At 29.5% G+C, this 16,674-nt stretch carries 14 protein-coding genes and 5 tRNA genes; 14 read left to right on the forward strand and 5 right to left on the reverse strand.

The genetic code is table 11. The features are described from left to right. Positions 1–209: 209 nt before the first annotated feature. Positions 210–1,712 carry an L-lactate permease gene (locus BB_RS03035; protein WP_002656884.1) on the reverse strand — a complete coding sequence of 501 codons (1,503 nt, stop codon included), beginning with the start codon at positions 1,710–1,712 and terminating at the stop codon, positions 210–212. Positions 1,713–1,782: 70 nt separating this feature from the next. Here BB_RS03035 and BB_RS03040 point away from each other — a divergent pair, with 70 nt between their 5' ends. The 13 genes from BB_RS03040 to BB_RS07740 all read left to right on the forward strand — a co-directional run bounded on the left by BB_RS03040 (position 1,783) and on the right by BB_RS07740 (position 13,455). Continuing rightward, complete coding sequence (locus BB_RS03040) at positions 1,783–3,000, forward strand: D-alanyl-D-alanine carboxypeptidase family protein (protein ID WP_044283526.1); 1,218 nt, start codon at positions 1,783–1,785, stop codon at positions 2,998–3,000. Between the two features lie 4 nt (positions 3,001–3,004). Further along, positions 3,005–3,496, forward strand: a complete 492-nt coding sequence (gene cheD / locus BB_RS03045) for a chemoreceptor glutamine deamidase CheD (protein ID WP_002658115.1) — start codon at positions 3,005–3,007, stop codon at positions 3,494–3,496. Positions 3,497–3,498: 2 nt separating this feature from the next. Continuing rightward, complete coding sequence (locus tag BB_RS03050; RefSeq protein WP_002665417.1) at positions 3,499–5,478, forward strand: ATP-dependent helicase; 1,980 nt, start codon at positions 3,499–3,501, stop codon at positions 5,476–5,478. A gap of 116 nt (positions 5,479–5,594) precedes the next feature. After that, positions 5,595–7,025, forward strand: coding sequence for an aminoacyl-histidine dipeptidase (pepD, locus tag BB_RS03055; protein WP_010889778.1), 1,431 nt, complete (start codon positions 5,595–5,597; stop codon positions 7,023–7,025). A gap of 132 nt (positions 7,026–7,157) precedes the next feature. Beyond that, a tRNA-His gene (locus tag BB_RS03060) sits at positions 7,158–7,230 on the forward strand. 24 nt (positions 7,231–7,254) lie between these two features. Next, positions 7,255–7,328 (forward strand) — tRNA-Arg (locus BB_RS03065). Between the two features lie 80 nt (positions 7,329–7,408). After that, positions 7,409–7,489, forward strand: a tRNA-Leu gene (locus BB_RS03070). Between the two features lie 5 nt (positions 7,490–7,494). Then, positions 7,495–7,566: transfer RNA gene (locus tag BB_RS03075), tRNA-Gly, on the forward strand. Between the two features lie 40 nt (positions 7,567–7,606). Continuing rightward, positions 7,607–8,971: a trigger factor gene (gene tig / locus BB_RS03080; RefSeq protein WP_010889779.1), complete on the forward strand. Its 1,365-nt coding sequence runs from the start codon at positions 7,607–7,609 to the stop codon at positions 8,969–8,971. A 14-nt stretch (positions 8,972–8,985) separates the two neighbouring features. Then, on the forward strand, positions 8,986–9,570 hold the full coding sequence (clpP, locus tag BB_RS03085) for an ATP-dependent Clp endopeptidase proteolytic subunit ClpP (RefSeq protein WP_002658123.1): 585 nt from the start codon (positions 8,986–8,988) through the stop codon (positions 9,568–9,570). Between the two features lie 23 nt (positions 9,571–9,593). Further along, positions 9,594–10,886, forward strand: coding sequence for an ATP-dependent protease ATP-binding subunit ClpX (gene clpX, locus BB_RS03090; RefSeq protein WP_002557199.1), 1,293 nt, complete (start codon positions 9,594–9,596; stop codon positions 10,884–10,886). Continuing rightward, a complete protein-coding gene (gene lon / locus BB_RS03095; protein ID WP_002658127.1) occupies positions 10,873–13,263 on the forward strand; it encodes an endopeptidase La in 2,391 nt (796 codons plus the stop codon). The genes clpX and lon overlap by 14 nt, the downstream gene beginning before the upstream one ends. A 39-nt stretch (positions 13,264–13,302) precedes the next feature. Beyond that, the gene (locus tag BB_RS07740; RefSeq protein WP_002658128.1) at positions 13,303–13,455 is read left to right on the forward strand and encodes a hypothetical protein; all 153 of its coding nucleotides are present in this window, start codon (positions 13,303–13,305) and stop codon (positions 13,453–13,455) included. Between the two features lie 58 nt (positions 13,456–13,513). On the opposite strand, the gene rpsD is transcribed toward BB_RS07740, so the two are convergent. The 3 genes from rpsD to BB_RS03110 form a co-directional block, all read right to left on the reverse strand. Beyond that, positions 13,514–14,140, reverse strand: a complete 627-nt coding sequence (gene rpsD / locus BB_RS03100; RefSeq protein WP_002557202.1) for a 30S ribosomal protein S4 — start codon at positions 14,138–14,140, stop codon at positions 13,514–13,516. Between the two features lie 28 nt (positions 14,141–14,168). Next, positions 14,169–14,241 (reverse strand) — tRNA-Met (locus BB_RS03105). A 67-nt stretch (positions 14,242–14,308) separates the two neighbouring features. Then, a complete protein-coding gene (locus tag BB_RS03110; RefSeq protein ID WP_010889780.1) occupies positions 14,309–15,664 on the reverse strand; it encodes a cation diffusion facilitator family transporter in 1,356 nt (451 codons plus the stop codon). A 121-nt stretch (positions 15,665–15,785) separates the two neighbouring features. On the opposite strand from BB_RS03110, the gene BB_RS03115 reads away from it, so the two are divergent. Beyond that, positions 15,786–16,154, forward strand: a complete 369-nt coding sequence (locus tag BB_RS03115; protein ID WP_002557204.1) for a hypothetical protein — start codon at positions 15,786–15,788, stop codon at positions 16,152–16,154. On the opposite strand, the gene cdd is transcribed toward BB_RS03115, so the two are convergent. Continuing rightward, positions 16,151–16,615 (reverse strand): cytidine deaminase, encoded by a 465-nt coding sequence (gene cdd / locus BB_RS03120; RefSeq protein WP_002657321.1) that lies wholly within the window; start codon positions 16,613–16,615, stop codon positions 16,151–16,153. The genes BB_RS03115 and cdd overlap by 4 nt on opposite strands. Between the last annotated feature and the right edge of the window lie 59 nt (positions 16,616–16,674).

Below are 16,674 nucleotides of genomic sequence, written 5' to 3' on the forward strand. Positions count from 1 at the left end.
TTTTAGTTTTTAATTAAACGTATTAATAAATATATTATAGATATGTTATTATGTATAATATATTAACATATATATAACATGTATATAATATTAAAATATTAGGTAAAAATTCAAGGCCATATTATTATTTTGTGATTTTTGTATTATTCAAATCTATAAATAAGATTAATTTTAGTATAAATTAATCTTATTTATTTTAAATGATTAATTTATACTAAATAAACTAGCAATCCTGTTGCTAAAATGTAGTATAAAGCATAAATTATTGTTTTTGATAAAAGCTTGCCTTCTTGTCCAATTAATCCAGCAGTTGTTGTTGCTATTGTGATGTTTTGGGGAGAAATCATTTTCCCTCCAGTTGCTCCTGTTGTATTTGCTGCTGCAAGCCAGTAAGGATTTGCTCCAATATTTTCTGCCATTTGTGTTTGTAAAGGTCCAAAAAGAACATTTGAAACCGTATCACTTCCTGTTAAAAATGTCCCAATAGCTCCAATTAGTGGGCTAAATAATGGTCCAAATTTACCTGTTATTATTGAGATTCCATTAGCAAGATCTCTTATCATTCCACTATGTGTCATTAATCTTGATATTGCAACAATGCATATGATTATAAAGGAAGATAATGCCATTTTTTTCAAGGTTAATGTAAATATTTTTAGCTGTTTTAACATTGGAACTCCCCGTATTGAATAGGATATTGTTGTTGCAAGTATAATCAAGAAGCCCGGAGAGATAATCCATTTAAAGTGTAAGGGATTTGCTTCTGGATAAATGCTAATAGTGCTTTGAAAAGTTTTTAGGTATTCATGAATTTTGTTAAAAAGAGGAGATACAAGCACTATAAAAGTTACTATTAAAATGTAGGGTGAGCAGGCAATAATTCCTTTTGATAAGGATATTGTGTTTTTGCTTTGGCGCTCAGTAGTTTCTTTATTTCCAAAAAACCTTGCATAAACTATTGTTATTGTCATAGAAAGAATGCTTCCAAGGATTGCAGGAAGTTCTGGACCCAAAGTTTTTGATATAAATACTTGAGATATTGCCATTGACATTCCTGAGAGTAAGGTAAGAAGGAATACTCCTTTTAATCCTTTAATGCCCCCTCCTGTAAGAATTACCAGTACAAAAGGTATTGTTAAGGTTGGAAGTATTAGTTGGAATGCAATCTCAGATGAAACAATGTTAACATCCAAGTTAGTTGCTTGAGCTAAAGATGTTATAGGGATTCCCACAGATCCGTAGGCGGTTGATGAGGTGTTCATTATTAAACAGATTAAGCAGGCAAAAAATGGTTCAAATCCCATTGCTATTAATATTGATACAGGAATTGCAACAGCAGTTCCATATCCAGCAACTCCTTCTAAAAAATTTCCAAATCCCCATGCAACTAGTAATACTATAATTCTTCTATCAGAAGATACGTTTGATAAAATATTTTTAATAGTTTCTATATCTTTTTGATCTTCTGACATTTTGTATGTAAATATGGCAGCAATAATTACAGTTGCTATTGGCCATATCCCCATTAAGGCGCCCTCAAGCATTGCAAGACTTGTGTTTACTATTCCCAAGTTTTTATAAAATATAACTATAGCAACGGTGGCTATTAATGATATGGGTATTACATAGTAAGCTGGCTTTTTTATTATGCCAAGTCCAATAATTATTAGGATTATTGGTACCAAAGCTGTTATAAAATCATAAGAATTCATAAAAATGGCTCCTTTTTAATTGTATTGTAATTAACAATCAATAAATAATATATAATTTTAATATTACAACATGAATAGTATCTATGTTATTGGGAAATTGTTATTAACTTTATTTTTAATTTTTTTCCCGTTTTGTTATAATCTTTTTGCAGTTAATTTAGCTGAGATTAATAAATTATCAGAGTATGCAAAGTCAATAGTTTTAATAGATTTTGATACTAAGCGAATACTTTATTCTAAGAAGCCCAATTTGGTTTTTCCTCCAGCATCTCTTACAAAGATTGTTACAATTTATACAGCTTTAATTGAAGCTGAAAAGCGAAATATAAAATTAAAAAGCATAGTTCCTATTAGCGATTCTGCTTCATATTATAATGCACCCCCCAATTCTTCTTTGATGTTTTTAGAAAAAGGTCAAATTGTTAATTTTGAAGAGATTTTAAAAGGACTTTCAGTTTCTTCGGGTAATGATTCTTCTATTGCAATTGCTGAGTTTGTAGTAGGCAATTTAAATAGCTTTGTTAATTTAATGAATATTAATGTTTTAAATTTAGGGCTTTTTAATATGCATTTTGTTGAACCTTCTGGATATAGCAGCGAGAATAAGATTACAGCACTAGATATGGCTTTTTTTGTGAAATCTTATATAGAAAAGTTTAAATTTATGCTTAATATTCATTCTTTAAAGTATTTTATTTATCCAAAGAGTAGAAATTTAGGAACTGCTTTGTCATCAAAATTTTTAAACTTAAAACAAAGAAATGCTAATTTATTAATATATGATTACCCTTATTCAGATGGCATTAAAACGGGATATATTAAGGAATCAGGCTTAAATCTTGTTGCTACTGCTAAAAAGGGTGAGAGAAGATTAATAGCAGTTGTATTGGGGGTTGAAAAAGGAATTAATGGATTTGGAGAGAAAATGAGATCTTCGATTGCAAAAAATTTATTTGAATATGGATTTAATAAATATTCTAAATTTCCTTTAATAGTAAAATTAAAAGAAAAAGTCTATAATGGTACAGTGGATACAGTTGCTCTTTTTTCTAAAGAGCCTTTTTATTATATTTTAACTAAAGATGAATTTGATAAAATTAATATAAGTTATACTGTTGATAAATTGGTTGCTCCACTTAGTGGGGATATGCCTGTTGGGAGGGCTATGATTTTTTTAGAAAATGAAAAAATAGGGGATGTTGCTTTGTTTAGTGGCAAGGTAAAAAGATTAGGGTTTTGGCAAGGTCTTTATAAGAGTTTTATAAATCTTTTTTCAAGAGAGTATTAATTTTATGTTAAATCATTTTAATTTTAAATTAAAACGCGATGTTACAATAATAGTTCCTGGTGAAGCTTTTGTTTCAAACAAAAGAGTGATTTCTACAATTCTTGGTTCTTGTGTTGCTGTTGTGCTTTGCGACGAATCAAACAATTTAATTGGAATGAATCATTATGTTCTAGTTAAGTCAGATCTTGACATATCTCCTGATCAAAGGGGAAGATATGGGATTTATGCTATTCCTATGTTAATAAATGCAATGCTCGAAAATGGAGCTAGCAAAAGTAATCTTAAGGCTAAGCTTTTTGGTGGAACTAATTTTATGGCAAAAGGATCGGTTAAGGTGGGGCTTGAAAATTCAGAGTTTGCCGTTAATACATTGAATAAGTATCGTATTCCAATCTTAGCTAAAGATTTTGATCAATCTAAGTCGCGAAAAATTTTTGCTTTTCCTGAAAACTTTAAGGTTATTGTGGAATATCCAGACGGAACAAAGGTTTTTTAATTTTGTCTAATGATGATTTTTTAAAAAATTCTCTCAATCAATTTCAATATGAAGCAGTTACTACTATTGAAGGCGCTCTTTTAATTATTGCTGGTGCTGGTAGTGGAAAAACAAGGGTTGTTACTCACAGAATAGCGTATTTGCTTTTAAAAGGCATTGCTCAGAGGGAAATTTTAGCCTTGACTTTTACCAACAAGGCTGCTAATGAAATGAAAGACAGAATTAAAAAAATTTTAAAAAGTCCTCTTAGTAATCTTATGGTTTCAACTTTCCATGCTTTTGGGCTTTACTTTTTAAAAGAAAATTATAAATTGTTAGGATATAGAAAAAACTTTAGTATTTATGATGACAATGATAGAATCTCTCTTCTTAAAGAGATTTTACTTGATGAGGGTCTTTTTAATAAAAAAGTTTCTTTAAATTCGCTTAGCAATGTTATTTCACTTTTAAAAAACGGTATTCTCACTCTTAATGATTTAAAGGAAGAAGATATAAATATTTACAGGCTTTATGAAGAGAGGTTAAGGCTTTATAATTCTTTTGATTTTGATGATTTGATTTTAAAGCCAAAAGAATTGTTAAGTAATAATTCTGATATTAGAAATAAATATTCTAAAAGATATAAATATGTTTTGATTGACGAGTTTCAAGATACTTCTTTGATTCAATATAATTTTATTCGCCTTTTGATAAATCATAGTAATTTGTGTTGTGTTGGGGATGATGATCAGTCGATATATTCTTGGCGCGGGGCTAATTATAACAACATGTTGCAATTTGAAAAAGATTACAACGTTAAAGAAATAAAGCTTGAACAAAATTATCGTTCTGCAAAAAATATTTTAGATGTTGCCAATTCTGTGATTTTAAATAATAAAAATAGAAAAGAAAAGACCTTGTGGTCCTCAAAGATGTGTAGCAAAGTTATAGATGTTTTTATATTTGAGGATGAAATTCAAGAATCTGAGTTTGTTGCAAATAGAATCATGCAGCTTTCAAGGCTAGAGGATTTTAAGTCTAAAAAGATAGGGGTTCTTATGAGAACCAATGCTCTTTTTAAAAACGTTGAAATGATTTTTAGAAGACAAGGCATAAAATATAAAGTTTCAGGGGGAACATCTTTTTTCCAGAGAAAAGAAATAAAAGATATTATTTCTTATTTGAATGTAATAATAAATCCTAAAAGTGATTATGATCTTCTTAGAATCATTAATGTTCCAAGAAGGGGGATTGGCAAGGAATATTTGAAAAAAATTAGAGATATAGCAGACAAGAAGGGTTGTTGCATTTATGATGCTCTTTGTGACATTACTTTTTCTTTTACAAATATTTCTAGTTATGACAAGGCTTTAAATAAGCAGGTCATTGAAAGCATAGAAGATTTTGTATCTTTTATTGAAGAGTATCAATATAAGTTTAGTATAACAAAAAACACGTATTCCAATATAATCAAAGAAATGATAGAAAGTATTGAATATTGGGGATTTTTAGTTAGTGAAAATCCCAATTCAATCAAAGTGGCTGAATATAAGTATCAAAATATAGAAGGGTTTTTAAGCATAATTAAAAATTGGGAATCCAAACAATTTGGTGAGTTGAGAGATTTAAGTAGCTTTTTAAATTACATAGTTCTTCAATCTAACGAAGTAAGTGAGGAAGCTGAAAATATTAATATTAATTTAATGACAGTACATTCTGCTAAAGGTTTAGAATTTGATTATGTATTTTTTATTGCTGTTGAAGACAATATTATTCCTCATCATAGAATCATTGAAGATAGTGAGGTTGACTTAGAAGAAGAGAGGCGAGTTTTTTATGTTGCGTTAACTCGCGCAAAAGATTCTCTTGTTATTACTATGGCTAATAAGCGTAAAAAAGATAGGCAAATTTTTGATCAGTTGCCTTCAAGATTTATTTCAGAAATTCCTAAAGAATTTTTAAATTTTAATTATTATGCAGATTTTGTTGAAAACAAAGCTTAACCAATATTATTGAATTTATTGAATGAATTTAAAGATTAATTTAGTATATTATATTATTAATTATAAATTAAATCCAAGTATATTTATGGATTTAATTTAATCAAAGGAAAGTTATTATGAGTATTGTAATTGATTCTTTTAAAGAGATATCAAAAATTCCAAGATGTTCAAAAAATATTAAAGGAATTATTAATTTTATTAAGCAGAGAGCCAAAAAATTTGGTTATTCTTTTAAAGAAGATCGTGTTGGTAATATTGTAGTGCAGATAAAATCAAATAATAATATTGATATGCATCCTATTATTTTACAATCTCATGTTGATATGGTTTGCGAAAAGAATGAATCCAGTTTGCATAATTTTGAAACAGATCCAATTGAAATTGTTGAAGAGGATGGATATCTTAAAGCAGTAGGGACCACCCTCGGAGCTGATAATGGGATTGGAGTAGCTATGATGTTGGGGATTATGAGTGAAGCCAATAATTTTCCTCATCCCGATTTAGAACTTCTATTTACCGTTGATGAAGAAATAGGTTTAATAGGTGCTCTTGGTCTTGATTCTAATTTATGTAGTGGTAAAAGCCTCATTAATCTTGATGGAGAGGAAGAGGGTTATTTTTTAGTTGGTTGTGCGGGATCAAGACTTGTAGAAATTGTTTTTTCTCCTAAGTATAGCCTTGTAACGAAAAAAACAAAGGTAGAAATTTTGTTTAAAGGGCTTAAAGGTGGCCATTCTGGGGCAGATATTCATTTAGATTTGGCAAATTCTTTAAAATTAATGTTTTTTGCTCTTTTTGAAATTAAGGCAAATCTTAATTTTGAGATTGAAGGCATTTTTGGTGGAAATAGTAGCAATGCAATTCCAATTGAAGCCAAGGCTTTAATCTTTATAGATGATAATGATTATGATTTATTAAATAAAGAGCTTAAACTGTTCGTACTTAAAGTTAAAAGTGCATATTCTCTTGAAGATGAATTTGATATTATTGTTAATAAAAGAGAATTTTCATCAGTTAAAGTTCTTGATGAAAATAGCAAAAATAAGCTTTTAAATATGGGAATGGGATTTTTACATGGAGTTCAAAAAGTAGAAAATTATGAAAATAAGCTTATAAAGACCTCTTTAAATTTTTCAAGTCTTTTGAGAATGCAAGACGATTATATTTTTACTTTTTTAATAAGATCTTTATTGGATTTAGACAAAGAGTATGTTTGCAATCATTTACAATCAATAAGTGATTTGTCGGGAGCTAATTTGCGTGTAATTTATGATGATCCTTCTTGGCAGCCTGATAAGAATAGCAATCTTTTAAAACATCTTCAAGAAGTGTATAAAGAGATGTATCTTGAAGATGCTAATGTTTCCACAATACATGCAGGTCTTGAAACAGGCATAATATCTTCTAGATTGGGAGGTATAGAATCTGTTACCCTTGGGCCTTGGATTGAATGGCCTCATACTACTAGGGAAAGAGTAAATATTTCTTCAACTATTAGAGTTTATGATTTTTTGAAAAAAAGCTTAGAAAGATTTCAAAAATTTTAGTTTTGAAAAAAATTAATATTTTATTATAAATTTTTTAATAAAAGTCTTATGGCTTTTATTATTTTTATCTTTTATTGACTTAGGAATTAAATATTTATAAAATATTATAATAATCATAGTCACTAGTTATTGGTGGTTGTAGCTCAGTTGGTAGAGCGTCGGGTTGTGGTTCCGAATGTCGCGGGTTCAAGCCCCGTCAATCACCCTTTAATCAATTTTATTTTTAACTGCATTCATAGCTCAATTGGATAGAGCGGCGGACTTCGAATCCGAAGGTTGCAGGTTCGACTCCTGCTGAGTGCGAAATTATTATTTATTTAGTAGATTAGGCATACTTGCAAAAGCTTTTAAGTTTTTGTATACTATTTTGAGTATGAAGTATGCCAGGAGTGGTGGAATTGGCAGACACGCTAGACTTAGGATCTAGTGCCTTTGGCGTGTGGGTTCGACTCCCACCTTCTGTAAAAATGCGAAAGTAACTCAGGGGTAGAGTGTCACCTTGCCAAGGTGGAAGTCGCGGGTTCAAATCCCGTCTTTCGCTTTTTAATAATTATCAATAAAATTTAATTGAGGCATTAACAGTGATTTTGAGTAAAGATATTAAGCTTCTTCCAGGTTCAAAAGTTGAGGTTGTCATTAGAGTTTCAAAAAACGTTATTCAGGAAAAATACAATTCATTATTGCAAGATTATTCTTCCCGACTTAAGATTCAAGGCTTTAGAATTGGAAAAGTTCCTATTAATGTTATTGAGAATAAATATTCTGAGGGTTTAAAAGCTACCGTTTTAGAAGAAGTGATTAATAATTCTTTTAAAGAATTTTTCAAAGAAGAGTCCAAAATACCTTTAAGTTATGCTACTCCTACTGTAAAGGAAAAAAATTTAAAATTAAATCTTGACAAAGATTTTGAATTTACTTTTACATATGAGACTTATCCTGAATTTAAAATTCCAAGTTTTGATGAGATTGATATTAAAGTGGAGATCCCTGAAGTTTTTATTGATGATTCTGATATTGATGATGAGATTAAGAATCTTCAAATAGAAAATTCAATTATCATTGAAGATGAGGAAGGAGTTGTCAAGGAAGATAGCATTGTTAAAGTGGATTTTGTTGAGCTTGATGACCTTTCAAATGAGATAGTATCAACAAAAAGACAAGGCTTTGTTTTTACGGTTGGAAAATCTGAGACCTATTATGATTTTGACAAAGATGTAATTGGTATGAGAATAAATGAAGAGAGAGTTATAGAAAAATCTTATATTGCAGATTACAAATTTGAAGAACTTGCGGGTTCTTCAAGAAAATTGAAGATTAAGATTAAGAGTATTAAAAAAAGAGATCTCCCCTTAATAGATGATGAGTTTGCACAGGATATTAGTGATAAATATAATACACTAGATGATCTTAAAAATTTTATAAGATCTAGTCTTTTAAACATTGTTGAAGAAAAAAAAGAAACTTTAAAGCTAAATAAATTTTTTTCTACTATTTCTGAAAAATTAGAAATAGATATTCCCCATTCAATGATTGAGGCTGAAATTGAAATTGCTTTTAAGGATGCTAAAAGGCAAAATAAAAATAATATGAGCCTTGAAGAGTTTAAAAGTATTTTTTATTCTTCAGGATATATTGGTGGTGATAATTTAAAAGATGAGATTCTTGGGAATTTGAAATCTAAACTGATAATGCAAAAAATGGTAGATTTAGACCCAATTAAAGTTACTGAAAGCGATGTTGAAGATGAAATGGCCAGGCAGTCTAAGAATTTAGGTGTAAGTTATGAGGAGATTAAAAAATTTTATGAAGATCAAAATTTGATTTCTTATTTAAAGGATGATATTAAAAGGGAAAGAGCTAAGAAAAAAATTTTGGAAAATCTTAAAGAGGTAAAGGGTAAAAAACTAAATTTTAGAGATTTTGTTAATTATAAAATTTGTGAGTAAGAAAAATGGAGTTTATGCATAATTTAATACCCACTGTAATAGAGAATACGGGAAATTATGAGAGAGTATTTGATATATATTCAAGATTACTTAGGGAGCGTATAATATTTTTGAGTGGTGAAATTAATGATCCTAAGGCAGATACCGTGATTGCGCAACTTTTGTTCTTAGAATCAGAAGATTCAAGCAAAGACATTTATCTTTATTTAAATTCTCCAGGCGGCAGTATTACTGCAGGTCTTGCGATTTATGATACTATGCAATATATAAAGCCTGATGTAAGGACAATTTGCATTGGGCAAGCCGCTTCAATGGGTGCTTTTTTACTTGCTGGTGGCGCTAAAGGTAAAAGAGAATCTCTAACTTATTCTAGAATAATGATTCACCAGCCTTGGGGTGGAATAAGTGGTCAGGCTAGTGATATTAATATACAAGCTAATGAAATTTTAAGACTTAAAAAATTAATAATAGATATTATGTCTAATCAGATAGGAGTTGATAAGGAAAAACTGGCTCTTGATATGGAAAGAGATTATTTTATGACTTCAAGCGATGCTCTTAAATATGGTCTTATTGATAGTATCTTAGTAAGGGAGTAGTTTTATTTTCGGTAAAAGTTTTTATGGCAAGAGTAAAAGGTCAAAAAGTAAAAGAGTGTTCTTTTTGTGGACTTAGTGTCGCTGAGCTTGGTGGTAATGTTGTTATATCTAATGGGGTAGCGATTTGTCCGGAATGTTCTAAAATATGTCACAATCTTTTTAAAGAAAAGTTGTGTAAGCCGCTAGATTCTAAGTCCAACGGTTTGCCAACTCCCAAACAACTTAAAGATCATTTAGACATGTATGTTGTTGGGCAAGAAGATGCTAAAAAAGTCTTATCTGTGGCTGTTTATAATCATTATAAAAGAATATTGAAAAATAATAAATATGACAATGGTATTGAGATTGAAAAATCTAATATACTTTTGGTTGGTCCTACAGGCAGTGGTAAAACTTTGCTTGCAAAAACGTTGGCTGCAGAGATGAATGTGCCATTTGCAATAGCAGATGCTACAACTTTGACAGAAGCAGGATATGTTGGCGAGGATGTAGAAAATATTTTGCTTAAATTGATACATGCTGCTCATGGGGATGTTAGCTTAGCTGAAAAAGGGATTATCTATATAGACGAGATAGATAAAATTGCTAAAAAAAATGAAAACGTCTCAATAACAAGAGATGTTTCTGGGGAAGGGGTTCAACAGGCTTTGTTAAAGATAATTGAAGGCACGGTTGCCAATGTTCCTCCAAGAGGCGGTAGAAAGCATCCTTATGAGGATACTATTGAAATTAATACTCAAAATATACTCTTTATATGTGGCGGTGCTTTTGTTGGGCTTGAAAACATTGTTAAGAATCGAATAAATAAAAGTTCTATTGGGTTTTCAGCAATTGAAAAAAAGAATATAAGAGAAGATACTTCATTAAAGTATTTAGAAATGGAAGATTTGATTAAATTTGGCTTAATACCAGAATTTGTTGGCAGACTTCCTGTGCATTCGTATCTTGAAAAGTTGAATAAAGAAGATTTGTTGAGAATATTGGTTGATCCTCAAAATTCTATTGTTAAGCAGTATTATCATATGTTTAAAATGGACAATGTTGAATTGGTATTTGAAAAAGATGCTTTAGAATCAATTGTAGATGAAGCCATTTTAAAAAATACTGGAGCAAGAGGTCTTAGATCTATTTTAGAGGGTCTTCTTAAAGATGTTATGTTCGAGGTTCCTTCTATTAGTAAGGCTAAGAAGGTTGTTGTTACAAAAGAATCTGTTTTAAATGCAGATGTTAACCCATTAATTTTAGTGGGAAATGCAATTAAAAAACCTTGGGCAAAAGAGTTATATGAAATCAATCTTAAATATGATAAAAAATAGAAAAGAAGATCTTCCAATTGTTATTTTAAAAGAAAATGTTCTTTTTCCCAATATTACATTGTGGGTAACCTTTGATAATGAATATGTAATTAATTCCATAGCGCAATCCATGTTAGAGGAAAGATTGATTTTATTTGCTTATTCAAATGAGCCTAATTGTGATGAATCTGATAGGGGAGTAGTTAAAAACCTATGCTCTGTGGGTACTTATTCTAAACTTATTCAGGTTATAAAGATTAGTAAAGACGTAATAAAAGTTTTAGTTGAGTGTCAAAGTAGGGTTCTTATAGACAGTGTTTCTAAAAAAAATGATTATTTGAGAGCTAAAGTTACTTTTGTGCCTGATTCTAGTGGATTAAACAGAGAGCTTTTTACCTATTCTAAATTTTTAAAAGAAACCTATGAAGCTTATAGAAATTCCTTATCTTTAAAATCTTATGATGCGGATAATGAACCAATTAATTATTTTGAGAATCCAAGTAAGCTTGTCGATATTATAGCTTCTAATTCAAATTTGGAAAATAGCATAAAATTAGAACTTTTACAAGAGCTAAATGTTAAAACCAGAATAGAAAAGTTGATTGTTAATTTAAGCATTGAAATTGATCTTTTAGATCTTAAAAAAGATATTAATTCTAAAGTTAGAGCTAAGTTGGATAAGGGGCAAAGGGATTATTTTCTTTCTGAACAAGTTAAAGAGATACAAAAAAGATTAGGTAAAGATGAAAACGATTATATTGATAGATTAAACTCTAAAGATATTCCAGAAGATGTTAAATCTAAGATTGAAAAAGAAATTTCTAGATTGTCTAAAATGCAGATGAATTCACCTGATGCTAATATTATTAGAAGTTATATAGAATTAATATTAGATCTTCCATGGAATGAAAATACTGTTATGAAAAATCATTTAAGCGAGATTGAATTTATCTTAAGAAATTCTCATTATGGTATGGATGAAGCAAAAGAAAAGATAATAAATTTTTTGGCTGTTTATCAGATTAATTCTAAGGTCAAAGCTCCTATTTTATGTCTTGTGGGGCCTCCTGGTATTGGCAAAACATCTCTTGTGGAGTCTATTGCAAGATCACTGTCTAGAGAATTTGTTAAAATATCTCTTGGTGGCTTAAGAGATGAGGCAGAAATTAGGGGGCATAGAAGAACTTATGTTGGTTCTCTTCCGGGTGTTTTTATTAGCGCAATGAAAAGATCAGGTAAATCCAATCCCGTTATTCTTCTTGATGAAATAGATAAAATTAATAGTAGTTATAAGGGAAATCCCGAATCTGCCCTTTTGGAAGTTTTAGATCCGGAGCAAAATTATAAGTTTATAGATCATTATTTAGAAATTCCTTATGATCTTTCCAATGTTTTATTTGTTACAACAGCCAATTCTCTTAATGGTATGTCAAAGCCGCTTTTAGATAGAATGGAAATAATTAAGGTTGAGGGTTATTCTTATATTGAAAAGTTAGAGATTGCTAAGATTTTTCTGATTCCAAGCATAATTAAAGAGAGTTTTTTGGACAAAGTTTATATAAGAATAGAAGATGATGTTATTTTTAATTTGATTAGAAACTATACTATGGAATCTGGTGTAAGGGGGCTAAAGAGAGTTTTGACTAATTTGATTAGGAGACTTGTAAGGGAGCTGCTTTATGAGTATTCTAAAGATCAAATCATCAAAGGCAACTTTTATTCACCAAGTTCTTTGATACATGGGAATAATTCGCTTTTTACTCATGATCCTGATATTCCAGGTATTTATAAAATAATCAATATTAATAATTATTATAATTATGTTGATACTGAGGATAACTTGGATTTAATTAAGATTGATTCTTCGGGGTTTGTTTATGGGCTTGCTTGGACAAATTATGGTGGTACAGTTCTTCCTGTTGAGGCAACTAAGTTTGAGAAAAAGGGAGACATTATTCTAACAGGTAGTCTTGGAGCTATTATGAAAGAGAGTGCACAGCTTGCATATTCTATAGTTAAGACCTATTCTTCTAAGCTTAATTTTGATGTGAAGGAAAGTCCTGAAATTCATTTGCACTTTCCAGAAGGAGCAACACCAAAAGATGGGCCTTCTGCAGGTATTACCATTGCAACGGCAATTGCTTCGATATTGTCTGACAAGAAAGTTCCTTTGGATCTTGCAATGACTGGTGAGGTGACTTTAAAGGGCTTTGTTCTTCCTGTGGGCGGCATTAAAGAAAAAGTTTTAGCAGCCTATAGAAACGGTATAAGTAAAGTTATTTTGCCCAAAGATAATAAAAAAGATTATTCTAAGCTTCCAGAAGAAGTTAAGGACAATATAGATGTTAAGTTTGTCTCCAGCTTGGAAGAAGTTTTTGATTATTTGAATATTATTTAAAAATTTACATATTTAAATTTATATTTTAGGAGTAGATCTATGAAAGATGGAGTTAGAAAGCCTTCGGGCAATAGAGCGTCTTTTAGCGCTCAGCCTAATGTTAAGGGCTTGAGAAAGAATAATAGTTTTTCTTGTTTTGCTAAGAATAATTTGGGTAAAAGTTTTTCAAAGGGTAAAAAAAGGGGTAAATAAAAAAAGTGGCTTTAATTAGCCACTTTTTTTATTTAATAACACAGAAATAAAAGATATTTTATGCTCTCTTAGAATAATATTCTACAACCATTTGTTCATTAGCAAGCGTAGGTATCTCGTCCCTTGATGGAGCATGCTTTACTTTTATGTTTAAATCATCAGCATTTACTTCTATCCAAGTTGGCAAATTTCTAAGAGACGAAGTTTTTTCTATATTTGATCTTATTAATTTTTTTAGGCTGTCTTTTTCTTTTATTTGAATTTGATCATTTGCTCTTAGTATTATTGAAGGGATTGTAACTCTTCTTCCATTTAATATAATAATACCGTGAGAAACTATTTGTCTTGCGTGTGCTCTTGAGATGGCAAATCCAGCCCTATATACAACATTGTCAATTCTTCTTTCAAGTATTGAGAGCAAGTTGTCTCCAGTAACACCGTGATGTTTTTTTGCTTCTTTAAAAGTGTTGGTTAGCTGTCTTTCACTTACACCATAAGTAAACTTTATCTTTTGTTTTTCTATTAATTGTTTTCCATATTCTGTGATTTTAGCTTTTCTGGCTTTTCCGTGCATTCCGGGAGGATGCGGCTTTTTTTTGAGGATTTTGTCATATTTTGGCTGCTCAAAAATGTTGATACCAAATCTCCTTACCAGCTTGCCTTTAGCTATTTGTTTTCTATTCATCAATTCCTCACATATTAAAAATAAAGCATAGCAGGGATAGGACTCGAACCTATGACCTTCGGGTTATGAGCCCGACGAGCTACCAACTGCTCTACCCTGCGTCTTACAATTTAAAATGTTAACACAACTTTATTATGAGTGTCAATTATTTGTTTATTATTAATTTAATTAGACTAAAAAATATATATCATTTATTTCTTTATATTCTTGTTTTATGATTTTTTTAATATCTTGTGTTTTATTTATAAAATTTTTAAAGTCATTTTCTGAATTTAAATTTATTTTGATATAAAGCACAAGTTTGTTGCCTTGATTATGAAAATTGAGTGTTTTAAAGTTTATATTTGAATTTTTTAACGTGTCTTTTACGCTTCTTTTAAGATCTATATTTTGTTTTGATAGCAAATTGTTTGCGTTATTTATTATTACGTTAAGCCCTTCTTTTATTATGATAAAGCCAATAAATATAGACATAATTTTGTCAAAGCCACTCCACATGTAGGTTGCAAGCAGTAAACTTAGTGTAATCCCACCATGTGAGAATATACAGTTTTTATCAGCAGAAGCTAGTGCTAAGAGAAGTTGATTGTTGTATCTTTTTCCTATTTGAAATTTTGTCAAATATTCTATTATTTTCACTATAAAAAAAATGAAGGGGGTTAATGGTATCCACAAGCTTTTTTTAAGAGATTTATTTGAAAATATTTCTAGTATGTTTTTTTTGTCTTCTTCGTTGTGGTCGTGGTTATGATCGTGATCGTGATCGTGTGAATGGCAATGGTCATGTTCATATATAGTATCATTTTTATTTTTGTTCTGGTGTATGTGTAGATTAAATCCAGACTCTCCCCCAAGAGTGATAAATTTATTTAATCCGGTTGTATTTAGAAATAGTGTAAATCCTGTCATAAGTATAATTATTCCCATGATAAAAGCTATTAAGCTTTCCATTAGTTTGTGTCCATAGGGATAATGAATGGTTTCAGGCTTGCTTGTAATTTTCAAACTAAAATAAGTTATTGTAGATAAAACAAAGTCGGCCATTACGTGGAAAGCATCAGCAATAAGTGCAAATGAATTAAACAGTATTCCAACAGTAAGCTTAGAAGATATTGATGCTACTTCGGTAAATATAGAGATTATTCCTATTCCCATTACAAATTTATCTTCTTCTATTTCAGATGCTAATTCTTTTTTATATTTAGAATCGTTATATTCAAATCCCAAGCTTAAAAGCTCTTCTTGTATTTCAGCAATTTGGCATGAAATTGTTTTAAACTTATTTTTTTTGCCGTAGTGAATTAAATTGCTAATCATTATTCTTTCTATGCCTTCCGATTTAAAATCATCATCAATATAAAAATTAATTATTTCAATTTGATCAACTTTTGTTTTTGCTTTAAGATTTGCAATTAATTTTGAATTAGTTTCAATATAAACAATGTAGATATCCTCTTTTTTTAAAGGATCCAGTTTTAAATAAGCAAATTTATGAATGTTTTTTAAGCTTATTACCTTGACCATAATTGTAACATTCTCCTAGTTGTTGCATAATTTTACTATATTAGCAGTAATGTTAAATTTTATCATTTATTAAATTTAAGCTCAATCTTAGTTTGTTGGGGGCAAAAGTGAGGGATATTTTATGCGGCAAGCAGATTTTTTTGTGAAAAAATGTAAAAAAATTATTTTAAATAATAATGATTTGCACAGTTTAATTGATAATATTAAAAATATTTTTTACGAGATTTTAAAAGAGTTTGACAGAAGGTCATTAGAAGATATATTTGATTATTATTATGAAACCCATGATATTAATAATAGTTTATACAGCTTTATAGAAAAATTTGTTCCAATTATTAATTTTTTATTATTTGAAGATTTGGAATATAATTTTAATTCTGATGAGAAAAAGCTTATTTTAAATGTATTTGATTTATCTGCTCATACTCTTGAAAGCAACAAATTAAATAAGTTTGCAAGTGCTTTGGTTTCTCTAAAGATATTAAATTAAATTAATTTTTTTTCAAGCTCAGAGTATGTTACTCTTCGTAGTTCTTTTTTATCAAAAGGAGATTTAAGTAAATCTTTTAATGTATAAATTTTTATTGGTGTTTTGTTTTCACTAAATGATTTAGATTCTGTTATTATTATTTTTGTATCTTGATTAAAAAATTCTGCCATTACTTGCAGGCATATAGCGCACGGAATACATTCAGGACTTGTATTAAGTAATAAAAAATCTATTTCTTGTACGCCAATTTTTGCAATCATATTTAAAATCGCACTTCTTTCTGCACAACAAGTTGCTCCAAAGCTTGCATTCTCAACATTTGTTCCAATAAAAAAATCGTTTGTTTTGGTCTTAATGCAGGCACCTACTTTGAATTTTGAATATGGAGAATATGAATTATTTCGTGCTTTTTCTGCCATATAAAATGCTTTATCTATATCTTCTTGTTTTAGTTTTTCCAAAATTTCCCACCTGTTATATTTTATTAGCCATTGTGGTTTATTTTATTGAAATATTGTAA

Source organism: Borreliella burgdorferi B31, assembly GCF_000008685.2.
Taxonomy (GTDB): domain Bacteria; phylum Spirochaetota; class Spirochaetia; order Borreliales; family Borreliaceae; genus Borreliella; species Borreliella burgdorferi.

Coding starts and splice junctions, on each gene's coding strand:
- clpP (WP_002658123.1), top strand. CDS start 8,986: ATGCATAATTTAATACCCACTGTAATAGAGAATACGGGAAATTATGAG.
- BB_RS03035 (WP_002656884.1), bottom strand. CDS start 1,712: ATGAATTCTTATGATTTTATAACAGCTTTGGTACCAATAATCCTAATA.
- cheD (WP_002658115.1), top strand. CDS start 3,005: ATGTTAAATCATTTTAATTTTAAATTAAAACGCGATGTTACAATAATA.
- BB_RS03110 (WP_010889780.1), bottom strand. CDS start 15,664: ATGGTCAAGGTAATAAGCTTAAAAAACATTCATAAATTTGCTTATTTA.
- rpsD (WP_002557202.1), bottom strand. CDS start 14,140: ATGAATAGAAAACAAATAGCTAAAGGCAAGCTGGTAAGGAGATTTGGT.
- BB_RS03040 (WP_044283526.1), top strand. CDS start 1,783: ATGAATAGTATCTATGTTATTGGGAAATTGTTATTAACTTTATTTTTA.
- lon (WP_002658127.1), top strand. CDS start 10,873: ATGATAAAAAATAGAAAAGAAGATCTTCCAATTGTTATTTTAAAAGAA.
- pepD (WP_010889778.1), top strand. CDS start 5,595: ATGAGTATTGTAATTGATTCTTTTAAAGAGATATCAAAAATTCCAAGA.
- BB_RS03115 (WP_002557204.1), top strand. CDS start 15,786: ATGCGGCAAGCAGATTTTTTTGTGAAAAAATGTAAAAAAATTATTTTA.
- BB_RS07740 (WP_002658128.1), top strand. CDS start 13,303: ATGAAAGATGGAGTTAGAAAGCCTTCGGGCAATAGAGCGTCTTTTAGC.
- clpX (WP_002557199.1), top strand. CDS start 9,594: ATGGCAAGAGTAAAAGGTCAAAAAGTAAAAGAGTGTTCTTTTTGTGGA.